The following is a 12,682-nucleotide window of genomic DNA, read 5'->3' as shown; positions in this document are numbered from 1 at the left end:
GTTGATTCTAGGCGCTATTGTTTTATTAATTGTCAAAAGGAAGTGATTGAATGGGTGACATTACGCAATTTCCAGATCAGTATGATCGGCTGATACGGATGGGGAAAGTAGCGTTAAATCAACAAAATTGGCAGCAAGCATGCGACCATTTTGAAGCTGCGTATCAACTAGAACAGACGTTGTCGGCGAATTTATTGTGGGCCAGTGCGCTGATTGAAGCTGGTGATCCGCAAACAGCATTGACAATCGTCGAAGAACAACAAGCGGACTACTTACAACAAACAGATTTAGTGCGGTTTTATCTTGCATTATTACTGAATAACCACCGTTTTATTACGGCAAATCAAGTGTGGGAGGCATTACGCCATGCGACGATTGCCCCGCAAGTCATTAAGACGCTTAGAATGATGATTACGGCTGCGGAATTAGAATACCAAGCGAATCACCAAGCAGCGATTCAAAAGCAAGCAGAGGGCCTCTATAACCTCACTGCGCACCCATTAGCTGAACAGCTAGCAATGTTGACGCAAGCTGAACAATTACCACGTAATGTTTATGTCACCAGTATTGCGCCCATTTTAACGAATCCTTACAGTCATGCTTTCGTGAAGACGACTGTCATTGAAACGCTCGTCCAGCTGAATATTGAACAATTAGTCACGATGCAATGGTTTGAACAGACAAAAACTTTTGTACCTGCCGATATCCAATTGATGGAGGAGAGTCCGACGTTTAATGCGGTGTTAGCGGCGTTAAATGAGCAGTTAGCCACTGAAGATCCGACTTTGTTAGCACAAGTGATGGCGGATGTTGAGATGGGATTTGCATATTTATATCCTTTTGAAGCTGAAATCATGTATAATCCTACGGAGTGGGCGCAAGCATGGCTCAAACAGTTACTGGGTCCGGATTATACCGCGTCAGTGGTTATTTCAGAAAAGATACAGGACTGGGTGAAAAAGTTGCAAGAAATGACAGGGAAACTTGATTTTTAGAGTAGAAAACACCTAAATATCGTTTCAAAACTGACTTTTTTTGAGCATTAAGTGTTTACAAACGCGCTCATAGCAGATATAATCATTTTTGAATTCTTCAAGTGTAAAAAAACACTTTGATTTTAGCGCTTGAAGTATTATAATATTATGTAAAGGATTATCAGTTTAGTAAATCTAAACACTGATTTTTTCTTGCGAAAATACAGGAGGTTCGTTTTAATGGCAGAAAAAGCACATTACGAAAGAACAAAACCCCACGTTAACATCGGTACTATCGGACATGTTGATCATGGGAAAACAACTTTAACAGCAGCAATCACAAAGATGTTGGCAGACAAAGGCTTGGCTGAAGCTCAAGACTATGCAAACATCGATGCTGCTCCAGAAGAAAGAGAACGTGGTATCACTATCAATACAGCCCACGTTGAATACGAAACAGAAAACCGTCACTATGCACATATTGACGCCCCAGGACATGCTGATTACGTTAAGAACATGATCACTGGTGCTGCTCAAATGGACGGTGCTATCTTAGTTGTTGCCGCAACTGATGGCCCTATGCCACAAACACGTGAACATATCTTACTTGCTCACCAAGTTGGTGTTGACTACATCATCGTCTTCTTAAACAAGACTGATTTAGTTGATGATGACGAATTAACGGACTTAGTTGAAATGGAAGTTCGTGAATTATTATCAGAATACGATTTCCCTGGTGACGATATTCCAGTTATCCGCGGTTCAGCACTTGGTGCATTGAACGGCAATGCTGACGACGTTAAAGCTGTTGAAGAATTAATGGCTACTGTTGACGAATATATCCCAACTCCAGAACGTGACACAGACAAACCATTCTTGATGCCTGTTGAAGACGTATTTACGATCACTGGTCGTGGTACTGTTGCTTCAGGTCGTATCGATCGTGGCCAAGTTACTGTCGGTGACGAAGTTGAAATCGTTGGTTTGAAAGACGAAGTTGCTAAGACAACTGTTACTGGTTTGGAAATGTTCCGTAAGACATTGGATCAAGGTCAAGCCGGCGATAACGTTGGTGCTTTATTACGTGGTATCGACCGCGATAGCATCGAACGTGGCCAAGTTTTAGCTAAACCAGGTTCAATCCAAACTCACAAGAACTTCAAGGGTGAAGTTTATATCTTGAGCAAGGATGAAGGTGGTCGTCATACACCATTCTTCTCAAACTATCGTCCTCAATTCTTCTTCCATACAACTGATGTTACAGGTGTTATCGAATTACCAGAAGGTGTAGAAATGGTTATGCCTGGTGATAACGTAACATTTACTGTTGAATTAATCTCACCAGTTGCTATTGAAAAAGGTCTTAAGTTCACTGTTCGTGAAGGTGGCCGTACTGTTGGTGCCGGTGTCGTTAGTGAAATTATCGACTAATATTCAACCTAGTTGAATCGAAAAACTCGTAGTGTAAAAACTGCGAGTTTTTTTGTGCATTAAATTCGATAAAAGTTGGCCTGAAACGACTAAAATATCGGATTTTATCGCTTTTTAGACCAATAAATATTTACAATTTAGGTCAAATAGTTTATGCTGATTAAGTATGCAATTGATAGATTGTGAATATAACTGTCGGAGGGAAATTATGTCAGCAAAATGGGAAAAAAAGGGCACCAATGATGGTGAACTAACCTTTGAAATTGATTTAAATAAAATTAGTGAAGGTTTGGACGTTGCGTTCAAACGTGTACGTAAAAATATCAACACACCAGGTTTCCGTAAAGGTAAAATGCCTCGCCAAATCTTTAACAAGATGTATGGTGAAGAAGCCCTTTATGAAGATGCTTTAAATGCAATCTTACCAGAAGCTTATGATGCTGCTGTTAAAGAAGCTGCTATTCAACCAGTTGATCAACCACAAATTAATGTTGAAAAAATGGAAAAAGGCGAACCTTGGGTGATTACTGCTCAAGTCACCGTTAAACCAGAAGTAACTTTAGGCGACTATAAAGGCTTAGAAGTACCAAAACAAAGCCGTCGCATTACAATCAAAGACGTTGATCAAGAAATTGAAAACCGTCGCGAACGTCAAGCTGAATTGGTATTAAAAGAAGACGCAGCTGCTGAAAAGGGTGATACTGTTGTCATCGATTATGCTGGTTCTGTAGATGGCGTACCTTTTGATGGTGGTCAAGCAGACAACTATTCATTAGAACTTGGCTCAAATTCATTCATTCCAGGTTTCGAAGATCAATTAGTCGGTCACAAAGCAGACGACAACGTTGATGTTAAAGTAACCTTCCCTGAAGATTACCAAGCAGAAGAATTAGCTGGTAAAGAAGCCATCTTCAAGGTAACAATCCATGAAGTGAAAGCTAAGGAATTACCTGAATTAGATGACGAATTTGCTAAAGATATCGACGAAAGTGTTGATACATTAGACGAATTAAAAGAAAAAATTCGTGAAGAATTAAAACAACAAAAAAATGATGCTGCAGATGCTGCTATCCAAGATACAGCCGTTGCTAAAGCAACTGAAAATGCAACAATCGCTGAATTACCTCAAGCAATGATTGACGAAGAAATCAACAGTCAATTACAACAATACTTAGGTAACATGCAACAACAAGGTATCAACCCGGAAATGTACTATCAAATCACTGGTACAACTGAAGATGATTTGAAGAAACAATTCGCTGGTGATGCTGACAAACGCGTTAAGACAAGTCTTGTACTTGAAGCCGTTGTGGAAGCTGAAAACATCGAAGCAACAGACGAAGAAGTTGCTGCAGAACTTAAGAGTTTAGCTGAACAATACAATATGGAAGAAGCTGCTGTTCGTAGCGTCTTATCAGATGACATGTTAAAACATGATATCGGTGTTAAGAAAGCAATCGAAATCATTGCTGATTCAGCTGTAGAAGTGAAAGACGCTAAATAAGGTCGTCTGATCAATCCAAGCTTTAAATGATGCTAAAAAGCGGGTTCAAGGTGTTTACTTTGGACCCGCTTTTGTGTCATTGACGGTGTGCGAGTAACTTTACTTTATTCTAGACCATAGTTATGCTATAGTCTGAATTACGTTGTAGGGGTGTATTTTAACGACTCACAGCGGTAAGCGTATATCGAGAAAGGGGAGAATCCCAGTATGCTAGATGATACAGAAACAACTAACGGACCCGTAACGTGTTCGTTTTGTGGGAAGTCGCAAGATCAAGTGAAAAAGATCGTGGCTGGCCCTGGTGTTTATATCTGTAACGAATGTATCGACCTTTGCAAAGAGATTATTGATGAAGAGTTTAAAGATGAGGCCTTCAGTGATTTACTAGAAGTGCCAAAGCCAAAAGAAATTTTAGCCATTTTAAATGATTATGTGATTGGTCAAACAGAAGCGAAAAAAGCTTTATCTGTCGCAGTCTACAACCATTACAAGCGGGTCAACCAAATGTCAGTGGCCGAAGAAGGCGATACTGAATTACAAAAGAGTAATATTGCGTTAATTGGACCAACTGGTTCCGGGAAGACATTCCTTGCGCAAACCTTAGCGCGGATTTTAAATGTGCCATTTGCGATTGCAGATGCCACGACTTTAACTGAAGCGGGTTACGTGGGTGAAGATGTTGAAAATATCCTCTTGAAGCTGTTGCAAAATGCAGACTTCGATGTTGATCGTGCTGAACGCGGGATCATTTACATCGATGAAATCGACAAGATTGCCAAGAAGAGTGAAAACGTCTCGATCACGCGTGATGTTTCTGGTGAAGGGGTCCAACAAGCCCTCTTGAAGATTCTTGAAGGAACGATTGCTAGTGTGCCACCTCAAGGCGGTCGCAAGCATCCACAACAAGAGTTAATCCAAATTGATACGACCAATATTTTATTCATCATTGGTGGCGCCTTTGACGGCATCGAAACGATTGTTAAAAACCGCTTAGGTGAAAAGACAATTGGTTTTGGAAGCAAGAATGGTCAAACTACCAATGAAGATCAAAGCTTAATGCAACAAATTGTAACGGAAGATTTAATGAAATTTGGGATTATTCCTGAATTCATTGGTCGGATTCCGATTACCGCTGCATTGGAAAAACTGACTGAAGATGATTTGGTGCATATTTTAACTGAACCTAAGAACGCGCTCGTTAAGCAATACAGCAAGTTGATGGCCTTGGATAATGTTGAATTAGAATTTACACCAGAAGCACTCCATGCGATTGCACATCTAGCGATTGAACGAAACACGGGGGCCCGTGGTTTACGTTCGATCATTGAAGAAGTCATGATGGATATGATGTTTGATATTCCAAGTCGTGAAGACGTGGCTAAAGTTGTTGTAACGAAAGAAGCGGTGGATGGCACAGCCAACCCACAACTCTTTTTAGCTGACGGACAAGAAGCGTCATAAAAATTAAAAGACTGCCGGGACAAATTAGATTTTGTCGCGGCAGTTTTTTTGCATTAAGGGACTTTTGAAACGGTACAATGACGCGATTTAACGGGGTTAAGAAGATGTGTTAACCATGAAACTAGAGAGATGTCAACGGCGCAATAATTATTTATTTATGCTAAACTAACATTCGAAGGAAATAATCGGAGGTTATTATGGAAGTACATGATGTTGAAATGGTGATGAGTGCGGTAGCTGCTTCGCAGTACCCAACTGATCAATTACCTGAAATTGCGTTATCTGGTCGCTCGAATGTCGGTAAGTCTTCATTGATTAATAAATTAATCAATCGTAAGAGTTATGCCCGGACATCTAGCAAGCCAGGTAAGACACAGACTTTAAACTTTTACCGCGTTGAAAACGAACTTTACTTTGTCGATGTCCCTGGCTATGGGTATGCCAAAGTTTCAAAGAAGCAACGTGAGAAGTTTGGGCAAATTATCGAGGCTTATTTAACCAGCCGCTCAAATCTAAAGGGGCTTATTTCATTAATTGACGGCCGTCACGAACCAACCGATGATGATATCGCGATGTACGTTTTTGCGAAGTATTATGATATCCCTGTTTTAGTGGTTGCTACTAAGATGGATAAGATCTCAACGGGGAAATGGAATCGTCAAGAAAAAATCATCAAAGAAGCGCTTGATTTTAATCCAGTCGATCAATTTGTCTGCTTTAGCGCACTGACTGGTGCTGGTAAAGAGACAGTTTGGGAATGGATTGAAAAGCAATGTGCAATAGGGGGACAAGCATAATGGAATTTAATGACTATCAAAAGTTAGCCAACCGAACGTTATATGGTAACGAACAAGTGTTAACTAACTTAGCTTTGGGCTTAGCAAGTGAAAGTGGTGAAGTGGTTGATATCGTTAAAAAATATGCGTTCCAAGGCCACGAACTAGATGAAAAAATGATGTCTAAGAAAATCGGCGATGTGCTTTGGTATTTATCACAAATTGCGGAATGGAATAACCTCGACTTTGATAAAGTCGCGCGCGAAAACATTGAACAATTAAAACAACGCTACCCAGAAAGACACGCAGAATAAAGCGTACAATCGCGTTAACCGAAAGGCGATTGCAAATGACGCACGTTTAAACCAGCAAAAAGGCGGTAAGACAAAAATGAATTTGTCTTACCGCCTTTTTTGCTGTCTTTGTTTAATGCTTTTCTTTTTGTTCTGCATCTACCTTTTTTAATTTATCAGCTGTTTCTTCAACTTGTGCTTCAACTTTTTGGCGTTCTTCTGGTAGTGATGCGAATTTATCGAATAAACCGGTTAAATCGGTCTTGTTAGTGACTTTTAAGCCCATCGTAATCCCTCTTTTCTAATTTGCATCTATCATACCAGATAATAACGGTTTCGCCAATGATTCACTTTTTATAAATAAATATTGCATAATTATTTAATTGGTTGTATGATAGTCCTAATCAGAGGAGGAGATAATATGGCGATTAAAAAATTACTCACTTTTGTTGGGTTACCATTCATGGTAATGTTAACGTTTTTCATGATTCAGCAGCAGCCCGTTTTGGCAGCTGGACAGACGGTTAGCCAAGTGCAAGCTAAAAAAACGTTGGTTTTGGGGACCAGCCCCGATTATGCACCTTATGAATTTTTAGTGAATAAAAACGGTAAGAACAAGATTGTCGGTATGGATATTCAAGTCGCACAGAAGCTAGCTGATGATTTAGGCGTTAAGTTAGTGGTGAAGTCGATGGACTTTGATGCGTTATTGGTTGGTTTGGAAACCGGTAAAGTCGATATGGTTATTTCGGCGATGTCACCAACGGATGAACGAAGCAAGAGTGTTGATTTTTCTGATGTTTATTATCTCGGTGGTCAATCAATCTTAGTCAATAAAGCTGATGCGAAGATTTACCACTCCAAAAATAGTTTTAACGGGAAAAAAGTGGGGGTCCAAACGGGGAGTCTCCAACAAACACTCGCTAAAAAGCAAATTAAAGATGCGCAGATTACGGGCTTGGCCAAAGTCCCAGATCTCGTCCTTGCATTAAAGAGTCATAAAATCGACGGGATTGTGGCGGAAGAACCAGTCGCAACCGCCTATGCAAGTAATGATCCAGAACTCGTTCAGATTAATGGGAAATTTGATTTAGGCGCAGACATGCAAGGATCAGCGATTGCCTTTCCAAAGGATTCGCCAACCTTAGTCGCTGCTGCTAATAAGAGTATCGGGCAAATTAAAAAGCAAAAATTAATTCCGCAATACTTAAAGAACGCGGGCCAACTCATGAAGGTCAATACGCACAACACTAGCATGTGGCACTATTGGTCATACTTCGCTAAAGGGATTGGCTACACATTATTCATTACGATTGTTTCAATTGCAATTGGGATTTTAATTGGGGTCCTCCTAGCCTTTGGGCGTTTGGCCAAAAATAAGTTGGTGCGTGCGCTGGCAGTCATGTATATCGAATTTGTTCGGGGCACACCGTTGATGATTCAAATCATGTTTGTCTACTTCGGGATTGGCTTATGGGTCAACATTCCAGCACTTTTGGCAGGGGTAATTGCCGTTTCCTTAAATAGTGCGGCGTATGTTGCTGAAATTATCCGTTCAGGGATCAATGCGATCGATGCTGGGCAAACTGAAGCTTCAAGAAGTTTAGGCTTGTCACAACGCGATACAATGCGTTACATTGTTTTACCACAAGCCCTGAAGAATATCTGGCCTGCTTTAGGGAACGAATTCATTTCTTTAATCAAGGAAAGTTCAATCGTTTCCATTATCGGGGTCACTGATTTAATTTATCAACTCAAAGTGGTTCAATCAGCAACTTATAAAGGCGTTGCACCGATTTTTGTTGCGATGGTGATCTACTTTATCATGACCTTTAGTCTCTCGAAACTTTTGAACTATGTGGAAAGGAAGATGCAACATGCTTAAGATTAATCAATTGGTTAAAAAATATGGGGACAACCTCGTGTTAAATGGTGTTAGTGGTGAAGTCCAAGCTGGTCAAGTGATTGTTGTCATCGGCCCTTCCGGTGGGGGTAAGAGTACGTTATTGCGGTGCTTGAACCGTTTAGAGGACCCAACGAGTGGCCAAATTCTGTTTGAAGGCACCGATTTGATGACGTTATCTGAAAAACAGCTTGATCAGATTCGGACAAAGATGGGGATGGTTTTCCAAAACTTTAACCTTTTCCCCAATTTAACTGTCCTCGATAACTTAACGTTGGCGCCACAAAAAGTGAAGAAAGAATCAGCGGCCGAAACAACGGCTAAAGCAAAAGCGTTGCTTGAACGCGTTGGTTTAGCGGATAAGGCGGATGCTTATAGTGATCAACTCTCTGGTGGGCAGAAACAACGGATTGCAATTGCGCGGGCATTAGCGATGTCACCCGACGTATTGTTATTTGATGAACCGACATCTGCGCTCGATCCAGAAATGGTCGGCGAAGTCCTCAAGGTCATGCAAGACTTAGCACAAGAAGGGATGACAATGGTTGTTGTCACCCACGAAATGGGGTTTGCGCGCGAAGTGGCGGATGAAGTCTGGTTTATGGCAGATAGTCAAATTGTCGAAAAAGGGACCCCCGAAGCCATTTTTGACCATCCGCAAGAAGAACGGACGCAACAATTTTTAGCTAAGGTCCTAGCACAATAGTTGCAATTTAGTCAAAAACACGTAAAATAGAAAGACGAACACTTGTTTTGAATTAAAGGAGTGGTGTTTTTGGCAAGCGAACACATTGAACATAAATTAGCACTCTTACCCGCATTACCTGGTTGTTATATCATGAAGGATATCAATGCCAAGATTATCTATGTGGGTAAAGCAAAAAATCTTAAAAACCGCGTGCGCTCGTATTTCAAGAGTAGTCACGAAGGAAAAACGGCCAAATTGGTCTCTGAAATTGTCGATTTTGAAACAATCATCACATCGACAAATAAAGAGGCCTTTTTGTTGGAAATTACGTTAATCCAGAAACACCAACCTTACTTTAATATTAAACTTAAGCGGGGCACAGGCTACCCCTACATTAAAATTACGAATGAACGCGATCCGCGCCTACTGATCACGGGGGATGTCAAAAAAGATGGCGGCTTTTATTTTGGCCCTTATCCGGACGTGTATGCCGCCCAAGAAACATTGCGATTCTTACAACGGGTTTATCCTTTACGACGCTGTCAGGGACATCAAGGGCGGCCCTGCTTGTATTATCATATGGGTCAATGTTTGGGCGCGTGTTTCAAAGAAGTGCCTGAGAGTGTCTATGCGGCCCAAATCAAGGAGATTAAACGTTTCTTGAATGGGCAAGTTGATCCGGTTAAAAAAGAACTGACGGCCAAGATGACTACGGCTGCTGAAGAGATGCAGTTTGAACGCGCCGCAGAATTGCGCGATCAACTCCACTACATTGAAGCCACCGTTGAAAAGCAGAAAATTATTTCTAACGATAATACCCCGCGCGATTTATTTGCCTTTTATTTGGATAAGGGCTGGTTATCGATTCAAATCTTCTTCATCCGCCAAGCACGGTTGATTCGGCGTGAAAAGCGGCTCTTCCCGTGTGTCAGTACACCTGAAGAAGAATTGGCAACCTTTATTTTACAATGGTACAACCGCAAGAATAATGTGTTACCCCGCGAAATTCTGGTTCCAGAAGGGGTCGAAAAGAAAGTCCTCACCGAAATTTTGAATGTGCCGATTCGCACGCCGCAACGTGGTGAGAAAAAAGCGTTGATGGAAATGGCGCAGAAAAATAGTCGGCTTGTGTTGGAAGAGAAGTTCCGTTTATTGGAACTCGACAACCGCAAGACCGTTGGGGCGCAAGATGAGATTATGGACGCGCTTGGCTTACCACATGGACACGTGATTGAAGCGTTTGACCATTCACATATTCAAGGGACTGATCCTGTCTCGGCGATGGTCACGTTTGTTGATGGCCGTGCGGAGAAGACACTCTATCGCAAGTATAAGTTAACGCAAACGACAGATCGCGCAGGCGCCAACGAAGATGCCAATACGCGGGAAGTCATTTTCCGGCGGTATTCGCGATTGCTCAAAGAGGATAAACCACTGCCTGATTTGATTTTAATGGACGGTGGAATTGTGGAGCTCAATGCGGCTAAAGACGTCTTAGAGAACGAATTAGGGCTATCAATTCCCGTTGCAGGGATGGTCAAGGATAATCATCACAAAACCGCCTCGTTGTTATATGGGGAAGTTGATCAAACCATTCAGTTGGATCCAAAGAGCCAAGGGTTCTACTTACTAACGCGGATTCAAGAGGAAGTCCATCGTTTTGCCATCAGTTTCCATCGCCAATTGCGGGGAAAGAACTCCTTGAGTTCTAAACTCGATGATATTAAGGGCGTTGGTCCTAAGACGCGGACAAAACTCTTGAAGAATTTTGGTTCGATGAAACATATCAAAGAAGCTTCAGTGGCGGAACTCGAAGCACTCGGGATTTCTAAGACTGTGGCGCAAACGATTAAATTATCACTTTAAAAGCCTAGGTCAGACAACTATTATTTGTCTGACCTAGGTTTTTTTTAGGGTGCTAATGGTTGGTTAATGGTTTTTTTTACCCACTTAGTAGCCAATTGGATGTAAGCTGATTCCTGAGACAACTTTTAAGAGAGGGTATAATGAATAAACCATCTCTCAAAAGGAAGGAATTTTTACATGCCAACTCGTTACGACAAAGAATTCAAACAAAACATTATCAACCTATATAAGCAAGGCGAATCAGCTGCCCAACTGGCCAGAGAATATGGCATTGGCTATTCAACAGTTCATAAGTGGATCCAGGGCCAGGCCAAAACTCAATCCGGTAAATCGCCAGACGAAATCAAAGCGATGGAAAAGCGACTGGCTTCGCTGTCTGAGGAGAACGAAATCCTAAAAAAAGCCATGGGCTTCCTTGCGCAGAAGTAACCAATATCTTTGATTACATTCACCAAGAAAGCCATCACCACCAGGTAACCAAGATGTGCCGAATCCTCGGTGTTTCCAGAGCTCAGTATTATCGTTATCGATCCCCCAAACCTTCAAAACGCCGGGCCGAAGATGCGGGCTTGAAACAACGGATTCTGCGGATCTTTGCGGAATTTAAGCAGCGATACGGTGTTATGAGGATCCACCATGAATTGAATCTGGAACTTCAACCACTGCAGCTTCGGTGCAGTCCACGACGGATTTCCCGGCTCATGAAGGAACTGGATAGCCACTCCGTTACCGTCAATAAGTGGAAAACGGCTTCGGCTTCCAAAACCAAGGTTGAACAGCGTCCCAACTTGCTTAAGCAGGATTTCTCGACCACTGGTTTAAATCAAAAATGGACCGCTGATATGACCTATATTCAAACGAAGGGTAATGGCTGGTGTTACTTATCAACCATCATGGACCTGCACTCACGACGGATTATCGGCTATTCGTTCTCAAAAAAGATGGCTACTGATTTAGTCTTAAAGACCCTTGAAAGCGCGGTTAAAAATCGAACCATTACTGGGGACCTGATTATCCATACGGATTTAGGATCACAGTATACCAGCGATGATTACAGGCTCCTATGTCAAGAATCCGGACATAAAAGTACGAACAAATTTGACTTTCAATTTAAATTACTTAATTTAATTTTCGGAGGCCGAAGTTTTAGTCCCGTTCAGATTTTAAAAACGCTTTAGAGTATATTAAATAAGCCCCAACATGCCCAATAACGAATGGTTGAATTATGCGTCTACTGATTTCTTGATCGCTGATTGCAATAATGGGTTCAGTACCGCGTTCGTCAATTTGGTGTTTAATAAGTATCACTATACCCTTCGGTTATGTGTTCACTGAATAAACTTTTGTGAAATAGCTTCATACCATAGTTCGTAAGAATGAGGGCTTTCCCAGTCGGGCCGCTATTGCGCGCTTAACTTTCAAAAGTAAGTTAAAACTTTGCACTTATGCAATTAAAGGTTCTAAAATTCTGTTAAGTACTTCGTTAGCGGCCTTAACTATTGATATAAGCAACCATATTGTCACTAGCATAAAGTGAACATCGCATCGATGTCCGATAATTTAAGTTATTACAACCCCGAATAAATTATATGAGATTTCGCAAAAATTTTAGACTTGCCCTGATTTTGAAGCCGGAGGCTTTTAATTTAATTCATTAAATTTAACTTTCAGTTTAAACAAGCATGAAAATACAGGCCTAAGAACTGTATCCTCGGACATTAGTAGCGACCATATGACACTAGGATTTAGGCATACCTATTAGTCCAGGGGTCATTACCAAGCTAAA

Annotated in this window: 12 protein-coding genes; 11 read left to right on the top strand and 1 reads right to left on the bottom strand. The window is 41.3% G+C overall.

From position 1 onward, the window contains the following. Nucleotides 1–50: 50 nt before the first annotated feature. The 6 genes from ACF1X7_RS06295 to ACF1X7_RS06270 all read left to right on the top strand — a co-directional run bounded on the left by ACF1X7_RS06295 (nt 51) and on the right by ACF1X7_RS06270 (nt 6,460). Nucleotides 51–995: a hypothetical protein gene (locus tag ACF1X7_RS06295; RefSeq protein WP_136904126.1), complete on the top strand. Its 945-nt coding sequence runs from the start codon at nt 51–53 to the stop codon at nt 993–995. 219 nt (nt 996–1,214) lie between these two features. After that, nucleotides 1,215–2,405 (top strand): elongation factor Tu, encoded by a 1,191-nt coding sequence (gene tuf, locus ACF1X7_RS06290; protein WP_039099648.1) that lies wholly within the window; start codon nt 1,215–1,217, stop codon nt 2,403–2,405. A gap of 208 nt (nt 2,406–2,613) precedes the next feature. Then, the gene (gene tig, locus ACF1X7_RS06285; protein WP_004271115.1) at nt 2,614–3,909 is read left to right on the top strand and encodes a trigger factor; all 1,296 of its coding nucleotides are present in this window, start codon (nt 2,614–2,616) and stop codon (nt 3,907–3,909) included. A gap of 207 nt (nt 3,910–4,116) precedes the next feature. Further along, nucleotides 4,117–5,370, top strand: coding sequence for an ATP-dependent Clp protease ATP-binding subunit ClpX (gene clpX / locus ACF1X7_RS06280; RefSeq protein ID WP_039099649.1), 1,254 nt, complete (start codon nt 4,117–4,119; stop codon nt 5,368–5,370). A 197-nt stretch (nt 5,371–5,567) separates the two neighbouring features. After that, nucleotides 5,568–6,167, top strand: a complete 600-nt coding sequence (yihA, locus tag ACF1X7_RS06275) for a ribosome biogenesis GTP-binding protein YihA/YsxC (protein ID WP_004271111.1) — start codon at nt 5,568–5,570, stop codon at nt 6,165–6,167. Next, nucleotides 6,167–6,460 (top strand): nucleoside triphosphate pyrophosphohydrolase family protein, encoded by a 294-nt coding sequence (locus ACF1X7_RS06270; RefSeq protein ID WP_004271114.1) that lies wholly within the window; start codon nt 6,167–6,169, stop codon nt 6,458–6,460. Before yihA ends, ACF1X7_RS06270 begins: the two co-directional genes overlap by 1 nt. A 112-nt stretch (nt 6,461–6,572) precedes the next feature. Here ACF1X7_RS06270 and ACF1X7_RS06265 read toward each other — a convergent pair whose 3' ends face one another. After that, nucleotides 6,573–6,725: an SPJ_0845 family protein gene (locus ACF1X7_RS06265; protein WP_004271218.1), complete on the bottom strand. Its 153-nt coding sequence runs from the start codon at nt 6,723–6,725 to the stop codon at nt 6,573–6,575. 177 nt (nt 6,726–6,902) lie between these two features. On the opposite strand from ACF1X7_RS06265, the gene ACF1X7_RS06260 reads away from it, so the two are divergent. From ACF1X7_RS06260 to ACF1X7_RS06240, 5 genes are all read left to right on the top strand, one after another. Then, nucleotides 6,903–8,324 (top strand): ABC transporter substrate-binding protein/permease, encoded by a 1,422-nt coding sequence (locus ACF1X7_RS06260; RefSeq protein ID WP_371857630.1) that lies wholly within the window; start codon nt 6,903–6,905, stop codon nt 8,322–8,324. Beyond that, the gene (locus tag ACF1X7_RS06255) at nt 8,317–9,048 is read left to right on the top strand and encodes an amino acid ABC transporter ATP-binding protein (protein WP_004271219.1); all 732 of its coding nucleotides are present in this window, start codon (nt 8,317–8,319) and stop codon (nt 9,046–9,048) included. Before ACF1X7_RS06260 ends, ACF1X7_RS06255 begins: the two co-directional genes overlap by 8 nt. A 69-nt stretch (nt 9,049–9,117) precedes the next feature. Then, entirely contained in the window at nt 9,118–10,896 is a 1,779-nt protein-coding gene (gene uvrC, locus ACF1X7_RS06250) for an excinuclease ABC subunit UvrC (protein WP_254671257.1), read from the top strand. A gap of 177 nt (nt 10,897–11,073) precedes the next feature. Further along, a complete protein-coding gene (locus ACF1X7_RS06245; protein ID WP_046041207.1) occupies nt 11,074–11,325 on the top strand; it encodes an IS3 family transposase in 252 nt (83 codons plus the stop codon). A gap of 5 nt (nt 11,326–11,330) precedes the next feature. Then, on the top strand, nt 11,331–12,074 hold the full coding sequence (locus ACF1X7_RS06240; protein WP_411162573.1) for an IS3 family transposase: 744 nt from the start codon (nt 11,331–11,333) through the stop codon (nt 12,072–12,074). Nucleotides 12,075–12,682 lie beyond the last annotated feature (608 nt).

Origin of the sequence: Latilactobacillus sp. VITA-14 (assembly GCF_046580785.1) — a bacterium.
Classification (GTDB): Bacteria; Bacillota; Bacilli; order Lactobacillales; family Lactobacillaceae; genus Latilactobacillus; species Latilactobacillus curvatus.
Note: the sequence above shows the minus strand (reverse complement) of the source record. Positions and strands in the feature narration are given on the sequence as shown.